The following is a 15,920-nucleotide window of genomic DNA, read 5'->3' as shown; positions in this document are numbered from 1 at the left end:
CTGGGCCGGCTACCTGGCGCCTGTATTGCGCCAGGTCATGATGGTTCAACGACCCGCGCGGGACTCACGGATGTAGAAGCGCGCCTTCTGGGCCTTGTTGGCGCAACCTTCGAAGGCCTCGAACTGCTGCTGGGTCTTGGCCCCGGTCAGCAGCGACAACGCCTTGGAGTAACTCACGGTACCGGCAAACCCTTCGGCCTTGGCCAGATCCAGCTCTTTCCAGGCCGCATCCAGTTGGCTACCACAACTGTCACGGTAGGCGGTTTTACCCGCGCAACCGGCAAGTACCAACGCAATCAATGGCAGACAGATCCAGGCTTTCATCAATGACACCTCAAGGTAAAAAAACAATCATGCTGGGTAAGACGGTCAACGCGGCCAAAAGTGCCTTGCAGCGTCGCTGGAAACTATAGCGGCCGCCAGAGCACTCATGTGCCGTCATCGAATGTCGAAAAAACGACGCGCATCATGCACGCCCGATCAACATGATTGAAGCACGCCCCTCGATGGGTGCATTGTTGAAGCCTGTTTGACGTAAGGACGAGTACATGAAAAAGCGTGTCGCACTGGTGCTGGGCTCAGGTGGCGCCCGGGGCTATGCCCATATCGGGGTCATCGAAGAAATTGAACGCCGTGGTTACGACATTGCCTGTGTTGCCGGCTGCTCCATGGGCGCGGTGGTCGGTGGCATTTATGCCGCCGGCAAACTCAACGATTACCGTGACTGGATCGAAAGCCTGGACTACCTCGATGTGCTGCGCCTGGTGGACGTGAGCTTTCGCCTGGGCGCCATTCGTGGCGAGAAAGTCTTCGGGCAAATCCGCAAGATCGTCGGCGAGATCAACATCGAACAATTGCGTATCCCCTATACGGCGGTGGCCACGGACCTGACCAACCAGCAGGAAATCTGGTTCCAGGAAGGTTGCCTGCACCAGGCCATGCGTGCCTCGGCGGCCATTCCGAGCCTGTTCACTCCCGTCATGCAAGGCAACCGCATGCTGGTGGACGGCGGCCTGCTCAACCCGCTGCCGATCGTGCCGGTGGTGTCGAGCCATTGTGACCTGATCATCGCGGTCAACCTCAACTCCACCAACCAGAAGCATTACCAACTGCCGGTGATCCAGCGACCTGCCGCGTTCAAAAGCCGGTTCGACAGCCTGATCAACTCCGTGGGTTCGCACCTGCCGTTTCGCCGTAAACAAGCCGAACAATTGCTGCTGCTGGAACAGGAAGCACTGCGCAGTGAGGCCGCCGAGATCAATCCGTGGATCGAGTCCCCCGCCCCCGAAGCCCAGCAACCCGCCGCGGGCCCGGAAAACGAAGGTGCTCCAAAATCCGCCACGGGGTCGTTCATCATCGACAACGTGGGTCCGGCCTCGCTGCTGGACTTGATCAACCAGAGTTTCGAGGTGATGCAAACCTCCTTGGCGCAATACAAGATCGCCGGTTACCCACCGGACATCCTGATCAACGTACCGAAGCGGGTCTGCCGGTTCTTCGAGTTCTACAAGGCGCCGGAACTGATCGCCCTGGGACGGGAAATTGCCCGCGACACCCTGGATCGCTACGAGAACGAGCGCGACTGAGGAGCCCGCATCCCGGGCGGGATCATTGGCTCCCCTCGCTCAACAACCGATACCCCACCCCCGCCTCGGTCAGGATGAACCGGGGTCGGGTCGGGTCGTCTACCAGCTTCTGCCGCAGGTGCCCGACCACGATCCGCAGGTAATGACTGTCCTCGACATGGGTCGGGCCCCAGATATCCTTGAGCAGTTGCTGCTGGGTGATGACCCGCCCGGCATGGCGCGCCAATTGCGCCAGCACGGCGTACTCCTTGCGGGTCAACGCCACCTCGGCGCCATCGAGCAGCACCCGTCGGTACGCCAGGTCCACGGTCAACGGACCGAAGGACAACGCCGCCTCCCGGGCTTCGCCCGCGGGTGCCTGACGCAACAGTGCACGGACCCGCGCCAGAAATTCCTGGATGCCGAACGGCTTGGTCACATAGTCGTTGGCGCCGCCGTCCAGGGCTTCGACTTTCTGCCCTTCGCTGGCGCGCACCGACAGCACCAGCACCGGCACCGTCGACCATTCGCGAAACTCGCGCAGCACTTGCTGGCCGTCCATGTCGGGCAAGCCGAGGTCGAGCACCAGCAGGTCCGGCTTGTTCAGCGCGGCCTGGGCCAGGCCTTCGTTGCCGGTGCCGGCTTCAAGCACTTTGTAGCCCTGGGAGGCCAGGCTGATGCGCAGGAATTTGCGGATCTGCGGTTCATCGTCAATGACCAGGATGGTCGCGGTCTGGCTCATGGATTCACATCAATAAGAGGAAATGGCAAACAAAGAGCCGCAAGCGTAGCGCAGGTCGCATCAAGCTTCACTGTCCATCCCCGGCTGCTCCTGCAACGGCAGGTGAATGGTGATGCAGGTGCCACGCCCGTCAATGCCGTCGGCCACGCTGATTCGCCCACCGTGCGCACCGACCATGCCCTGACAGATCGCCAGGCCCAGGCCCGTCCCCTGCCCCCCTCGATCACCCCGGGCGGCTGTGTAGAACATGTCGAAGATCTTCGCCCGCTCCGCTTCGGGAATACCCGGACCCTCATCACTCACGGCAAAAAACAGTTCGCTGTCGGCGACACCGGCACGCAGTTGCAAGCGGCCATGGACCGGTGAAAAGCGTGCGGCGTTTTCCAGTATGTTGACCAGCGCCTGCTCGATCAATGCCGCATGCACGAAGAGCAGCGGCAACTCGCCTGGGGCCTCGACACTCACCTGCAAGGGCGCCAGCACCGCGCGCAGGCGGTTGAGTGAGCTGCCGACGATATCGGCAGGCGACACCCAGTCCCGCGCCAGCTTCAATGCGCCGTGCCCCAGGCGCGTCATGTCCAGCAGGTTCTGGATGTAGCGATCCAGGCGCTCGGCTTCATCCCGGGTACCTTCAAGCAACTCGCGACGATCCGCCAACGGAATCGCCTCGCCCAGCGCCAGCAAGCTGTCGATGCTGCCGCGCATGGAGGTCAGCGGCGTGCGCAGATCGTGGGATACCGACGCCAGCAGAGCGCTGCGCAGTTGTTCGGTTTCACCGTGCAGGCGTGCCGCTTCAAGGTCTTCGGCCAACTGGGCGCGGGCCAACGCTTGCGCCAGCGGTTGGCTCAACGCGGTCAGCAAGCGCCGACGCTGGCCACTGAGCGGCTGCCCCTCCTTCGGGCATACACCGAGCAGGCCCAACGGCCCGTCGTCGATCGACAACGGCCACCACCACCAACGGCCAAACGGCAAGGTGCCCGTGCCCATGCCGGCCGGTTGATCATACTGCCAGGCCCAATCGGCCGCCGCGCGCTCGGCGTCGGAAAATTGTATCGGACCACCGGCCTCGACCTTCCAGCCCGCCTGCCCGTCACGATTGACCAGGCACAGTTGCATATCGCTCCAGCCCACCAGGTGCTGTGCGGCCGCGCTGACCACGGCCTGCCGGTCAGTGGCCGCAGTGAGTTTGCGCGACAGGTCGAGCAACTCGCTGGTTTCCTCCTGGGTGTCGCGCAATGCCTGCAACTGTCGCCGCTGGCGCGCCGCCAGGTTGCCGGTGAGCGCCGCCATCAACAGGAAAAACAGCAACGTCAGCACATCCTCTTCACGCTGGATCGCGAAGGAAAAGGTCGGTGGAATAAACAGAAAGTCGTAGGTCAGAAAGGACAACGCCGCGCACGCCAGCGCCGGTCCCAGGCTGCTGCGCACCGCCACCAGCAACACCGCCGCAAGGAACACCAGCGAAATGTTCGGCAACGGCAGCAGGCTCGACACCGCCCACGCAATACCGGTGGCCAGCACCGTTGCCAGCAGCGCCAGCGCATAGTCGAACCAGACCAGCGACTGCACCGAACGCTGACGTGGCTGGAACTGTTGTTCGTCGCTGTCCAGAACGTTGATTTCCAGACCTCGGGCATTGCGCAACAAGCGCGACGCCAACCCGCCACCCAACACTCGACGACGCAGGCGCGGGCGCGACTGACCGACCAACAGCAGGCTGGCACGCCGCTCGGCGGCGTGCTGGATCAGGGTTTTCGCCACTTCACCGGCGCGCAGCAGTACCACCTCCCCGCCCAGCCGTTCCGCCAGTTGCTGGGCATTTTGCAGACGCAGGCGCGACTGTTCATCGCCCACGCGGCCGTTATCCACATGCACCAGGCTCCAGGGCAAATGCCGGCGCTGCGCGACCCGACTGGCGTGACGCACCAGGCGTTCTGCCTGGGCATCGCCGTCCACCCCCACCAGCAAGCGACCACGTACCGCGGGGGCCGCCTGCCCCAGCTGTCGATAGCCGCGACTGAGGTCATCATCGACCTGGGCCGCCGCCGTTTGCATGGCCAGCTCACGCAGCGCGGTGAGGTTGGTCTGGGTGAAGAAGGCATCGATTGCCGCCCGCGCCTGTTCGGGCACATAGACCTTGCCGTCGCGCAAGCGCTCCAACAACTCTCGTGGCGGCAGGTCGATCAACAGCAGCTCGTAGGCTTCCTGCAGCACCCAGTCGGGTAAGGTTTCACGCACCTGAACGCCGGTGATACCGCGCACCTGATCGTTGAGACTTTCAAGGTGCTGGACGTTGACGGTGGTGAACACGTCGATACCCGCCGCGAGCAGCTCCTGGATGTCCTGCCAGCGCTTGGCATGCCGGCTGCCGGGGGCGTTGCTGTGTGCCAGCTCATCCACCAGCACCAGTTTCGGCCTGGCCTTGAGCAGGCCATCGAGGTCCATCTCCTCCAGCATCACGCCGCGGTATTCGGAGCGCACCAAGGGTTGCTGCGCCAAGCCGGCGAGCAGCGCTTCGGTCTCTGCACGACCATGGGTTTCCACCACCCCGGCGATGACTTTCACACCCTGACGCAACTGGGTGTGGGCGGCCTGCAGCATGGCGTAGGTCTTGCCGACACCGGGGGCGGCACCCAGAAACACCTTGAGTCGGCCGCGACCGTCGCGGGGCAGTTCAGCTAGCAGTGCATCGGCGCGGCCGGAGTCACTCATCAGGGTCTCTTTCTTTCAGGTTGTTCGCTCCCGGGCCTGGCTCGGGAATACAGACCGGGACGTTCGGCGTCCCGGCCAATCACGTGTCTACAACGCGTCCAGTGCCCGGTTCAATTCCAGCACATTGACCACCGGTGGCCCCACCCATGGCCGTTCGATGTGGGCGTCGAGCAACTGTTGCAAGGTGGCAACCGGCACATCACGCGCCGCTGCCACCCGCGCCAGTTGATAGGTAATCGCGGCAGGTGGCAAGTGTGGATCGAGGCCACTGCCGGACGTGGTCAGCAACGCCAGGGGAACCGGCCCCTGGCCTGGGACCCACTGCTGGGTGGCGTCGTCGATCACCCGCGTCGCCAGGGCCGGATTGCTCGGTGCCAGGTTGCTGGCGCCGCTGGCAACCGTGGCAAATCCGCCGGCCGATGGCCGTGGGTGGAACCAGGCGTCACCGACGAAATCCTGGGCAATCAGGGAAGAGCCACGAACCTTGCCATCGGCATCACGCACCAGGCTGCCATTGGCCTGGCCGGGGAAGGCGACCTGGGCGATACCGGTCACCACCAGTGGATAAGCGACGCCCGTGACCAGCGTCATCAGGACAAGCAGGCTCAAGGCCGGACGAATCATTGTGGACATGTCAAAAACCTCAATTCAGGGTGAACGCCACGCCCGGGGCGCGGCGTGCAGCAGTTACACCAGGTGCAGCGCCGTCAGCAGCATGTCGATCAGCTTGATGCCCACGAACGGCACCACGATCCCACCCACGCCGTAGATCAGCAGGTTGCGACGCAGCAAATGCGCCGCGCTCGCGGCCTGGACCCGTACCCCACGCAACGCCAACGGGATCAAGCCAACGATGATCAGGGCGTTGAAGACGATGGCCGACAGAATCGCGCTCTGGGGACTGCTCAAGTGCATGATGTTCAGCACGCCCAGCTGTGGATAAATCGAGGCGAACAAGGCCGGCAGGATCGCAAAGTACTTGGCGACGTCGTTGGCGATGGAGAACGTCGTCAGCGCACCACGGGTAACCAGCAACTCTTTGCCGATCTGCACCACGTCCAGCAGCTTGGTCGGATCGCTGTCGAGGTCGACCATGTTCGCCGCTTCGCGAGCGGCCTGCGTGCCGTCGTTCATCGCCATCCCGACATCCGCTTGAGCCAGTGCCGGAGCATCGTTGGCGCCGTCGCCACACATGGCCACCAGACGACCGTCGTTTTGCTCGTGACGAATGCGGGCGAGTTTTTTCTCGGGTGTGGCCTCGGCCAACACGTCATCCACGCCGGCTTCAGCGGCAATCGCGGCGGCGGTCAGCGGGTTGTCGCCGGTGACCATGACAGTGCGAATCCCCAGCTTGCGCAGCTCGGCAAAACGCTCACGAATACCCGGCTTGACCACGTCCTTGAGGTGGATCGCGCCGAGCAACTTGCCCTCGGCACACACCAGCAACGGCGTACCACCGCTCTGGGCGATCTTGTCGATTTCCCGCGACATCGGAGGCAGCATGTCGGCACGCGTCAGGCCAACAAACGCCAGCACCGAGTCCACGGCCCCCTTGCGATAGACACGGCCTTGATAGTCAACACCGGACAAGCGGGTCTCGGCGCTGAATGGCACGGCGGTCAGCGCCTCAGCGGACGGCTCGGCCTGTGGATAAAGGCCGCGCAGGTACTCGACAATCGACTTGCCCTCGGCCGTGTCATCGGCCAGCGAGGCGAACAGCGCCCCTTCGGCCAGCTCCTTGGAACTGACGCCAGGCGCTGCGTAGATAGCGCTGCAACGACGATTACCGAAGGTGATGGTGCCGGTCTTGTCCAGCAGCAGCACGTGTACGTCACCCGCGGCTTCCACCGCACGACCGGATTTGGCAATGACGTTCAAGCGCACAAGACGGTCCATCCCGGCAATACCGATGGCCGACAGCAAGCCACCAATGGTGGTCGGAATCAGCGTGACCAACAGCGCCACCAGAAACACCAGCGGCAGGTTGCCACTGGCGAAGTGGGCGAACGGCTGCAGGGTCACGACCACCACGAGGAAGATCATGGTCAGGCCGATCAGCAGAATATCCAGCGCCACTTCGTTCGGCGTTTTCTGCCGCTTGGCGCCTTCCACCAGCGCGATCATGCGGTCCAGTGTCGACTCACCCGGGTTGACGGTGATGCGCACCAGCAACCAGTCGGAGACCAGCCGGGTATTGCCGGTGACTGCCGAACGATCACCGCCGGACTCACGAATCACCGGTGCGGATTCGCCGGTAATCGCCGCTTCGTTGACCGCCGCGATGCCTTCGATCACTTCACCGTCACCGGGAATCATCTCCCCGGCCTCAACCCGTATCACATCGCCCTTGCGCAATGAACTCGCCGGCACGACCTGAAAGCGGCCGTCGGCTTGTTTGCGCCGTGCGCTCAGGCCTTCGCTGCCGGCCTTGAGGCTATCGGCGCGCGCCTTGCCACGACCTTCGGCGAGCGCCTCGGCGAAGTTGGCGAACAACACGGTGAACCACAGCCACAGGGCAATTTGCGCCGCGACAAAGGACGGCACCGCCGCGTCCGGGATAAAGCACAGCACCGTGGTGAGGATGGCCGTCAGCTCGACCACCAGCATCACCGGCGAACGCTTGAGCTGCCGCGGGTCCAGCTTGACGAACGCTTGCACCAGCGCCGGTCGCCACAGGGCCGAAATCGCTGTTTTAGGCACCTCGACCGATTTGGCGGGAGCTGCTTGTTTTGAGGCAGGAACGTGCATATTCATGATGGATTCCTTAGAAGCCCATGCTCAGGTGATCAGCGATAGGACCCAGCGCCAGGGTCGGCAGGAAGGTCAAGCCACCCACCAACAGAATGGTCACGGTCAGCAAGGTGACAAACAGCGGGCCATGGGTCGGGAAGCTGTTCTGGCCAATCGGCGCGGCTTTCTTCATCGCCAGGCTGCCGGCAAGCGCCAGGACCGGAAGGATGTAGCCGAAGCGCCCGATCAACATGCCCAGCCCCAGCATCAGGTTGTGGAACGGCGTGTTGGCACCCAGGCCAGCGAAGGCGGAGCCATTGTTGGCGCTGGCCGAGGTGTAGGCGTACAGCAACTGGCTGAAGCCATGGGGTCCCGGGTTACTGATGGTGGCCGCCGGGCCAGGCAGGCTTGCCGCCAGGGCACCAAGCACCAGCACGCCAACCGGCATCACCAGCAAGGTCACCACCAGCAACTGGACTTCCCTGGCCTGCAATTTCTTGCCCAGGTATTCCGGTGTGCGCCCGATCATCAGGCCGGCAAGGAACACGGCGATCAGGACGTTGAGCAGCATGCCGTAGAGGCCGGCACCGACACCGCCGAAAATCACCTCGCCGACCATCATGTTGACCAGTGCAACCATGCCGCTCAGTGGGTTGAGGCTGTCATGCATGCCGTTGACCGAGCCATTGGAGGCGGCCGTGGTGGTCACCGACCACAGCACGGTCGCGGTGGTCCCGAAGCGCGCTTCCTTGCCTTCCAGGGGTGCGGCTTGCTCGACCGCTGCATTGCTCAGGCTCGGGTTCGGCTGGTTTTCAGCCCACAGCGACACCGCACCACCGATCAAGAACAGCGCGAGCATGCAGCCGATGATGGCCCGGCTCTGACGCAGGTCCTTGACGTAATGGCCGAAGGTGAACACCAGCGCTGCGGGAATCAGAATGATCGAGGAGACCTCGAACAGGTTGCTCCAGGCCGTGGGGTTCTCGAACGGATGCGCCGAGTTGACACCGAAGAAGCCACCACCGTTGGTACCCAGTTGCTTGATTGCAATCTGGCTGGCCGCTGGCCCCAGTGGAATCACCTGGTCAACGCCCTGCACGGTCAGCGCATTCACATACTGCGCGAAGGTTTGGGGAACACCCTGCCAGACCAGGAACAATGCCAGCAGCAAGCACAGCGGCAACAAGCCATAGAGCGTGGCGCGGGTCATGTCGACCCAGAAATTACCCAGGGTCTGGGCCGATTTGCGACTGATACCGCGGCACAACGCTACCAATACCGCCAGGCCGGTGGCCGCACTGACGAAGTTCTGCACGGTCAGGCCGACCATCTGGCTCAAGTAGCTCAGGGTGGCCTCACCGCTGTAGGACTGCCAGTTGGTGTTGGTCATGAAGCTGACCGCGGTGTTGAAGGCCTGCGTCCACTCCTGGCCCGGCAAATGCTGCGGATTGAGCGGCAGGTAGTTCTGGAACAGCAGGATCGCGAACAACAGCAAAAAGCCCGCGAGGTTGAACGCGAGCAACGCCAGGGCATATTTCTGCCAACTCTGTTCACGCTTCGGGTCGACCCCGGCCACGCGATAACAGCCGCGCTCCACCGGCCCCAGAACCGGCGTCAGCCAAGTGCGCTGGCCTTCCATCACCTTGTAGTAGAAGCGCCCCAGAAACGGCGCCGGCACCAGCACCACGGCAAAGAAGGCAAGGATCAGCCAATAGTCATAACTGTGCATAGCCGCTCCTAGTGCTGATCCGCGCGCAACAGCGCGACCAATAGATAGATGAACAGTCCAACCGCCAATAGCAGGGACACCCCGTCCAGAACGCTCATGGAATTTCTCCGTCGTACGGCGATTGCCGCGTGTGGAACCATTGTCCGCAGCCGGGCCGTAAAAGAACGAGATCGAGGAGGTGGGAGCGGCATAAAGAATGCGTAAAGAGTGGCTTTATGGCTTTGTTACGGCGGATTGAACCAGGTCATCGCGAGCACACCCGCTGCGAGCAATGCGCTGCCCTGCGGCGTAAATGACGTCAATCGTGCAGAACAGGCCTAGAATGGAACCACTGACAAACGCAGTGACTCAAAATGGACAAGCACGGCGTTGACGCCTGCACTTAAGGAGAGCCCTATGCCCTGGTATGGCTGGTTGATTCTGATACTTGCAATCGGCTCGATCGTCGGTGGCCTGATGCTGCTGCGCGACACCGCAAACAAGGTTGAGCTGACCGATGAACAGCGTAAACGTGTGGCCGAGCGCAACGCAGAAATGGACGCCAAGGACGCTCAGGATCGCTGATTGAAAAACGTGGCAAGGGAATTGCCCCCTCGCCACGGCACTCACTGCACCTGCCAATCCGCCTTTGCGATGTGCAGCCCGTGCGTGCCCGCGCATTGGAAAATATTCAGCACGTCATGCATGTCGAGGTCCGTCAAGCCGTGGGGCAGTAGATCCAGGGCTGCCAGCGCCTTGCCCGGGAGCAAGCGGCCACCAATGCGGTCGGCATGCAGCTCCAGTGTGGTGTGGTCAGCCCGGGAAATCCGCCACTCACCCTCATCAACTCGCGCTTGTTGAACAATCGCCAGTCACTGATTAATCCGTATTCGTGTCACCTGTTTACGCGCGTTACTGACACGTTGGACGCATCTGCATGCTTTATGGCAGTAAAAGTACAGTCACCATCTTATTTACCTTGGTTAAGATGGCTCATCGCCGTGGAGATTTTCAGATGCGCTACTCGCAGGACCATAAAGCCCAGACCCATCAGCGCATCATCAAGGAAGCCGCAGCACGCTTTCGCCGCGACGGTATCGGCGCCACTGGCCTGCAACCTTTGATGAAAGCCCTGGGCCTGACCCACGGTGGCTTCTACTCTCACTTCAAGTCCAAGGACGAGTTGGTGGAGAAAGCCCTGCAAGCGGCCGGTGAAGAAGTCAGTGTCCGTTGCGCGCAGCTTTTTTCCGAGAACCGCCCCCTGGAAGCCTTCATCGACGCCTACTTGTCCGAATGGCACAAGTCCTCTCCCCACGAGGGTTGCCCATTGCCCACCATGTCGTCGGAACTGGGCTTGCGTGGCCAGGCCAGTCCCACCAGCGACGCGGTACTCAATGCGCGACTCGAACAGGTCGAGCAAGCGCTCGGCGCAGAGAATGCCGCCGACCAAAGCCTGATCATCATGTCGACCCTGGTCGGCGCATTGCTGTTGTCACGCAGTGTCGAAAATCCGGAACTGGCCCGGCGGCTCCTCGACGTCACCCGTGAACACCTTAAAAAACAGGTCGAGTAAAGAGCCGCCTTACTTGTAGCGCGCAGCCGCCGTATTCCTGGACAGGTTTGGCCCCAACACGTAGCGCGCGGCAACAAAAGCGTCCCAGTCCGCGGCATCGGGTAGCGAAGGAAGGGTGACCAGTTCCCCCTGGTCGAACCCGGACAACGCCGCATCGACCATCTCCCCGGCCTCCATGACCATCTCCGCTGGTATGGCACTGGCGTCGATCCCTGAGCGCTCCCAGATTTCGGTACGCGTCACACCTGGCAAAACAGCCTGAACCTGAACCCCCGAACCACAGAGCTCCGCGTTGAGTGACTGCGTCAGGCTCAGCACGTAAGCCTTGCTCGCACTGTAGGTCGCGTTGAAACGCTCCGGGAACAGGGCAACCACCGAGGCAATGTTAATAATGGCCCCTCTGCCGGCCTGTGAAAAACTCGCCGCGGCCGCCGAGGCCAAGCGCGTCACCGCCACCACATTGAGCTGAATCATCCGCTCCAGTTGATCCAGGTCTGCGCCCGCCAAGGTCCCATCAGCCGCCACACCGGCGTTGTTCAGCAGCAAACTGATACTCGCATCACTGCGCAGGCGCTGCTCGACGGTGATCACATCTGCCTTGAGCGTCAGGTCCGCCTTCAACACTTCCACCTGCACCCCATGCTCAGCCCGCAAACGCATTGCGGCACGTTGCAGCCGTTGTTCATCGCGAGCCACCAACAGCAAGTCAAAACCACGAGCCGCCAAGCGCTCGGCGTAGATAGCGCCTATGCCGGAAGAAGCCCCGGTAACCAGCGCCGTACCTTTGGACTGAACAGAATTCATAGCCGTACTCCTGGAAGATGCCGTAGGGAACCTGGATGCCCCCGCTCGCGGAATGCCAACTGGGCTGGCGAACTGATTATAGGCATAATCCAACGATAATATTACAGACATAATATTTGTTTTCGGACAAATGGCGACGTGACGCCAGCGCACTGAGACTCAACCGTCAGGCACAAAAAAGGCCGATCAATGACCGGCCCTTGCACCCCATCTACGCATCAGTTCACGGCAAGCCTGTCGCGATTCTTGTCCAGGATTGCCTTGCCAATGCCCTTGATCTCCAGTAACTCGTCCACCGATGCAAATGGACCATTACTGTCACGATGCGCAACAATCGCCTTGGCTTTGGCCTCACCGATTCCCAGGAGATCACGTTGCAAGGTCACGGCATCCGCCTTGTTCAAATCAACCTTTGCGGACCCGACCGACGATACTGCCGGCACCGTCACCGGCGCAGCACCCGCCTCTGTCTTCGCCGTTGGCGCTGCAAGTGCGGTAGTGGACAGGCTGGTCATCAGGATGAAAACCAGAGAGAGGAAGTAACCTGTACGCATAAGTGACACTCCATGACATCGTTAGGGAAGAAGCAACCTTTGCGAGGCTGCCTCCCAAAACTAGGTCATGGCGCGGTTCTGTCAAAAATGTGTCCGTTGCAGAGTGTGTAACAATCAGGGTTCGAGGCGACGCTGCTGGTAGATCCAGTCAACGATTTCACCGTCGGGGGTGTAGCCGCTGACAGTTTCGCGCAGAAGCTGGCGAACCCGAGTGTAGTCATCCTGCTCAACGGCGCTGAGCAACTCCTTCAAACGCCCCTTGAGCACATCCCACGGCAGATGGTCTTCATTGGCCGTCATGATCATCGGGTGCTGAGTGGCCGCGACGTTATCGCCGATCAGCAACTCTTCGTACAACTTCTCACCCGGACGAAGCCCCGTGAACTCGATCTCTATATCACCTTGAGGGTTCTTGTCCGACCGTACACTCAAACCTGACAGGTGAATCATCTTCTCCGCCAGCTCGACGATTTTCACCGGTTCGCCCATATCCAGGACGAACACGTCCCCCCCCTGCCCCATTGAGCCGGCCTGAATCACCAACTGGGCTGCTTCGGGAATGGTCATGAAGTAACGGGTGATTTTAGGGTGAGTGACCGTCAGCGGTCCTCCCGACTTGATCTGACTATGAAACAGCGGAATCACCGAACCCGACGAGCCCAGCACATTGCCGAAGCGCACCATGGTGAACCGGGTCTTGTTGACGCGCGAGACATTCGCCTTTTCGCCCAACAATACCGGCGCAATCTCCCGACTCAACGCCTGAAGGGTCATCTCGGCAAGACGCTTGGTACTGCCCATCACATTGGTGGGGCGTACCGCCTTGTCGGTCGAGATCAGCACGAAATTGGCGACACCCGACTGCAATGCGGCTTGCGCAGTATTAAGCGTACCCATCACATTGTTCAGCACGCCTTCGGCGATATTGTGCTCGACCATTGGAACGTGCTTGTACGCGGCGGCGTGATAGACGGTGTCCACGCTCCAGGTTTTCATGACATCCAGCAGTTTATGGGGATGACGAATGGACCCCAGGATCGGCAGCAACCGGACAGAAGAAGACTCCCGGGCAGCGCGCCGCTCGAGCTCGGAAAGAATGTTGTAAAGGTTGAACTCACTGTGCTCGAACAGCAAAAGCGTGGTCGGACCAATGGAGAAAATCTGTCGACACAACTCCGAACCGATTGAGCCACCCGCCCCGGTAACCATCACTGTCTTGCCCTTGATGCAGTGTGCCAACAGATCGGGTTGGGCTGGCACCGAATCCCTCCCAAGCAAGTCGGCAATGTCCACCTCCTGAATATCATCGACCTTCACACGGCCACTGGCCAGATCGGTGAAATTGGGGACACTGCGAATGTGAAGCGGATAGCCTTCCAGCAGATTGAGAATTTCCCTGCGACGGGCCCGGGTGGATGACGGTAGCGCCAGAAGAATTTCCTGAGCGCCGGTGACGTCGATCATCTGCTGCAAATGTTTAGGTTTATAAACCTGGAGACCCGATATCGAGCGATCCGAAATACTAGGATCATCATCGATAAATGCCACTGGTCGCATCACACGCCCCATGCGAAGCGCTGCCACAAGCTGGTTGCCGGCAACACCTGCCCCATAAATGGCGACCTTGGTCAGGCCATCATCACGATTGGCAAACGGCACGTGTTGAGCGGCTGTGAACCAGTCACCCATGAAGTATTGGCGCATGCACAGTCGCAAGCCGCCAATGATGACCATGCTCAGCCACCAATAGTTGAAAATGATCGAGCGCGGGACCACCGCCTCATGGTTGCTGTACCAATAAACGACCACAACCAGAATCAAAGAAGACAAACTGACAGCTTTTACAATCGCGATCAGGGCGTCGTTGCCAAAATAGCGCATGACCGCACGATACATTCCAAAGCGAATAAACAGTGGGATTGCGATGACAGGCGCAGAGGCAAACAGCCAGAGGTGGGTTCTGATGAGGCTGTACATGTCGTCAATGCCGAGTCGGACGATAAACGCCAGCCACAGGGCCACCCAGACAAGCACGATATCCGTGGCAACCTGAATCAGTCGCTTGCGCCGTCTTGGTAGACCTAACAGCAACGCCCTGACCCTATCCATAAATCCCTCACTCACCTAGGTTTTCTCCCTTCACCTTCACCTTCAGTGTCGGCAAATCCAAAAAGCAGAACGCATCCGTTCGTACCCGCACGGAATTTCGCTCGCAACCTGTGAGCGTTCGACATCACCTACTCGTAATTAATTCGCTGCCACGAATAATGATGCCACACCGTCCGAAACGTCCCAAGCACAGAGACAGAATAGTAATACACAAGCAAGATTGAGGCGTGCCAAACTGTAGTGGTCACCCCCGGTGTCAGGATAGTTGTCGCCTCTTCGGTTTTTCCTGAAAAAGCATATCGGGGGCGGAAAGAGACTGGTCGTGCCGTACTATTCACCTGAACGCAGAGCCGCATTACTCAAGATGCTGCTTCCCCCACTGAACCTGTCGATGGCCGAGGTTTCCCGGCGCGAAGGGGTCAGCGAAATGTCTTTGTCCAACTGGCGCAAGCAGCTCAGTTCTGAAGGAAATGCAGTGTCCGAAAACAAGCCGTTGGCCGAGAACTGGTCAGCCGAAACCAAGTTTGCTGTCGTCCTTGAAGCCGCCGGTTTGTCCGAGATCGACCTCGGCGAGTATTGCCGCCGCAAAGGCCTTTACCCCGAACAAATCACTGCTTGGCGGCAAGCCTTCATCACCGGCCAGAAATCGGAAAAGGCCCTGCAAAAATAAGATCGGGAGCAGTCTCGCAAGGACAAGAAACGCATCCAGGAACTTGAGCGCGAACTGCGTCGCAAAGACAAGGCGCTCGCTGAAACAGCCGCGTTGTTGGTGCTGCGAAAAAAGCTCAACGACTACTGGGGGACCGACAACGAGGACAACTGACATCGTTGCCGGAACGGCAATTACTCGTGGCGTGGTTGACCGAAGCCGTCGCAGCAGGGACCAGAAAGATCAGGGCCTGCCAGGAGGTTGGTCTGTCACTCAGAACCTTGCAACGCTGGACCGAGGCCCAGATCGTTCAGGCCGATGCTCGAACGACCACCGTGCGACCAACGCCGCGTAATACGTTGAACGAGGCTGAGCGACAGGCGATTGTGACGCTGTGCAACAGCCCTGCGTATGCCCATCTGCCGCCGAGCCAGATCGTGCCGCGCCTGGCTGATCAAGGGCGTTATCTGGCGTCGGAGGCGACGTTCTATCGCGTCTTGCGTGCGGCGGGTCAACAGCAATATCGAGGTCGTAGTCAGCGCCCCAGGCGTCACGCATTACCGACGACGCATGCGGCCAAAGCGCCCAATCAGGTTTGGTCGTGGGACATCACGTATCTGCCGTCGCCAATACGCGGCAAGTACTACGTATCCGATCCATGAACTACACCTACCGCCAGAAGCGCTTCGTGTTTACCGTGGCATTTCTGGCGAGCAGTTCCATGGCAGCAGCGCTTCATAGTCTTCAATCGACTGCGCATGCGGCAAGCGCTCC

Annotated in this window: 13 protein-coding genes and 1 pseudogene; 4 read left to right on the top strand and 10 right to left on the bottom strand. The window is 60.6% G+C overall.

Going from position 1 to position 15,920, the window contains the following annotated elements:
- Window positions 1–45 precede the first annotated feature (45 nt).
- Window positions 46–324, bottom strand: a complete 279-nt coding sequence (locus CKW25_RS07965) for a hypothetical protein (protein ID WP_095078641.1) — start codon at window positions 322–324, stop codon at window positions 46–48.
- Window positions 325–548: 224 nt separating this feature from the next.
- Between CKW25_RS07965 and CKW25_RS07960 the strand changes: the two genes are divergently transcribed.
- Window positions 549–1,586 carry a patatin-like phospholipase family protein gene (locus CKW25_RS07960; RefSeq protein WP_095078640.1) on the top strand — a complete coding sequence of 346 codons (1,038 nt, stop codon included), beginning with the start codon at window positions 549–551 and terminating at the stop codon, window positions 1,584–1,586.
- A gap of 22 nt (window positions 1,587–1,608) precedes the next feature.
- Here the strand turns inward: CKW25_RS07960 and CKW25_RS07955 are convergent, their stop codons facing one another.
- The 6 genes from CKW25_RS07955 to kdpF all read right to left on the bottom strand — a co-directional run bounded on the left by CKW25_RS07955 (window position 1,609) and on the right by kdpF (window position 9,576).
- Entirely contained in the window at window positions 1,609–2,307 is a 699-nt protein-coding gene (locus CKW25_RS07955; RefSeq protein ID WP_095078639.1) for a response regulator, read from the bottom strand.
- Between the two features lie 60 nt (window positions 2,308–2,367).
- Window positions 2,368–5,019, bottom strand: coding sequence for a sensor histidine kinase KdpD (locus CKW25_RS07950; protein WP_095078638.1), 2,652 nt, complete (start codon window positions 5,017–5,019; stop codon window positions 2,368–2,370).
- An 87-nt stretch (window positions 5,020–5,106) separates the two neighbouring features.
- The gene (kdpC, locus tag CKW25_RS07945; RefSeq protein WP_095078637.1) at window positions 5,107–5,652 is read right to left on the bottom strand and encodes a potassium-transporting ATPase subunit KdpC; all 546 of its coding nucleotides are present in this window, start codon (window positions 5,650–5,652) and stop codon (window positions 5,107–5,109) included.
- A gap of 54 nt (window positions 5,653–5,706) precedes the next feature.
- Window positions 5,707–7,773 carry a potassium-transporting ATPase subunit KdpB gene (gene kdpB / locus CKW25_RS07940; RefSeq protein ID WP_095078636.1) on the bottom strand — a complete coding sequence of 689 codons (2,067 nt, stop codon included), beginning with the start codon at window positions 7,771–7,773 and terminating at the stop codon, window positions 5,707–5,709.
- A 10-nt stretch (window positions 7,774–7,783) separates the two neighbouring features.
- Window positions 7,784–9,478 (bottom strand): potassium-transporting ATPase subunit KdpA, encoded by a 1,695-nt coding sequence (kdpA, locus tag CKW25_RS07935; protein ID WP_095078635.1) that lies wholly within the window; start codon window positions 9,476–9,478, stop codon window positions 7,784–7,786.
- A gap of 8 nt (window positions 9,479–9,486) precedes the next feature.
- Window positions 9,487–9,576, bottom strand: coding sequence for a K(+)-transporting ATPase subunit F (gene kdpF / locus CKW25_RS07930; RefSeq protein WP_019692955.1), 90 nt, complete (start codon window positions 9,574–9,576; stop codon window positions 9,487–9,489).
- Between the two features lie 298 nt (window positions 9,577–9,874).
- On the opposite strand from kdpF, the gene CKW25_RS07925 reads away from it, so the two are divergent.
- Window positions 9,875–10,042 carry a DUF2897 family protein gene (locus CKW25_RS07925; protein WP_095078634.1) on the top strand — a complete coding sequence of 56 codons (168 nt, stop codon included), beginning with the start codon at window positions 9,875–9,877 and terminating at the stop codon, window positions 10,040–10,042.
- Between the two features lie 430 nt (window positions 10,043–10,472).
- Complete coding sequence (locus CKW25_RS07920; RefSeq protein ID WP_095078633.1) at window positions 10,473–11,030, top strand: TetR/AcrR family transcriptional regulator; 558 nt, start codon at window positions 10,473–10,475, stop codon at window positions 11,028–11,030.
- A 9-nt stretch (window positions 11,031–11,039) separates the two neighbouring features.
- Here CKW25_RS07920 and CKW25_RS07915 read toward each other — a convergent pair whose 3' ends face one another.
- From CKW25_RS07915 to CKW25_RS07905, 3 genes are all read right to left on the bottom strand, one after another.
- A complete protein-coding gene (locus CKW25_RS07915) occupies window positions 11,040–11,834 on the bottom strand; it encodes an SDR family oxidoreductase (RefSeq protein WP_095078632.1) in 795 nt (264 codons plus the stop codon).
- A gap of 218 nt (window positions 11,835–12,052) precedes the next feature.
- Window positions 12,053–12,388: a helix-hairpin-helix domain-containing protein gene (locus tag CKW25_RS07910; protein WP_095078631.1), complete on the bottom strand. Its 336-nt coding sequence runs from the start codon at window positions 12,386–12,388 to the stop codon at window positions 12,053–12,055.
- A 114-nt stretch (window positions 12,389–12,502) separates the two neighbouring features.
- A complete protein-coding gene (locus CKW25_RS07905) occupies window positions 12,503–14,497 on the bottom strand; it encodes a nucleoside-diphosphate sugar epimerase/dehydratase (protein WP_095078630.1) in 1,995 nt (664 codons plus the stop codon).
- A 364-nt stretch (window positions 14,498–14,861) separates the two neighbouring features.
- Here CKW25_RS07905 and CKW25_RS07900 point away from each other — a divergent pair.
- Window positions 14,862–15,793: pseudogene (locus CKW25_RS07900) on the top strand (helix-turn-helix domain-containing protein); the annotation flags it as partial.
- Window positions 15,794–15,920 lie beyond the last annotated feature (127 nt).

Origin of the sequence: Pseudomonas sp. Irchel s3h17 (assembly GCF_900187505.1) — a bacterium.
In the GTDB taxonomy this organism is placed as follows: Bacteria; Pseudomonadota; Gammaproteobacteria; order Pseudomonadales; family Pseudomonadaceae; genus Aquipseudomonas.
Note: the sequence above shows the minus strand (reverse complement) of the source record. Positions and strands in the feature narration are given on the sequence as shown.

Excerpts from the sequence above, each read along its gene's own strand:
- kdpF (WP_019692955.1), bottom strand. The coding sequence starts at position 9,576 with ATGAGCGTTCTGGACGGGGTGTCCCTGCTATTGGCGGTTGGACTGTTC.
- CKW25_RS07955 (WP_095078639.1), bottom strand. The coding sequence starts at position 2,307 with ATGAGCCAGACCGCGACCATCCTGGTCATTGACGATGAACCGCAGATC.
- CKW25_RS07910 (WP_095078631.1), bottom strand. The coding sequence starts at position 12,388 with ATGCGTACAGGTTACTTCCTCTCTCTGGTTTTCATCCTGATGACCAGC.
- CKW25_RS07905 (WP_095078630.1), bottom strand. The coding sequence starts at position 14,497 with ATGGATAGGGTCAGGGCGTTGCTGTTAGGTCTACCAAGACGGCGCAAG.
- CKW25_RS07950 (WP_095078638.1), bottom strand. The coding sequence starts at position 5,019 with ATGAGTGACTCCGGCCGCGCCGATGCACTGCTAGCTGAACTGCCCCGC.
- CKW25_RS07960 (WP_095078640.1), top strand. The coding sequence starts at position 549 with ATGAAAAAGCGTGTCGCACTGGTGCTGGGCTCAGGTGGCGCCCGGGGC.
- CKW25_RS07965 (WP_095078641.1), bottom strand. The coding sequence starts at position 324 with ATGAAAGCCTGGATCTGTCTGCCATTGATTGCGTTGGTACTTGCCGGT.
- CKW25_RS07925 (WP_095078634.1), top strand. The coding sequence starts at position 9,875 with ATGCCCTGGTATGGCTGGTTGATTCTGATACTTGCAATCGGCTCGATC.
- kdpA (WP_095078635.1), bottom strand. The coding sequence starts at position 9,478 with ATGCACAGTTATGACTATTGGCTGATCCTTGCCTTCTTTGCCGTGGTG.
- kdpC (WP_095078637.1), bottom strand. The coding sequence starts at position 5,652 with ATGTCCACAATGATTCGTCCGGCCTTGAGCCTGCTTGTCCTGATGACG.
- CKW25_RS07920 (WP_095078633.1), top strand. The coding sequence starts at position 10,473 with ATGCGCTACTCGCAGGACCATAAAGCCCAGACCCATCAGCGCATCATC.
- kdpB (WP_095078636.1), bottom strand. The coding sequence starts at position 7,773 with ATGAATATGCACGTTCCTGCCTCAAAACAAGCAGCTCCCGCCAAATCG.
- CKW25_RS07915 (WP_095078632.1), bottom strand. The coding sequence starts at position 11,834 with ATGAATTCTGTTCAGTCCAAAGGTACGGCGCTGGTTACCGGGGCTTCT.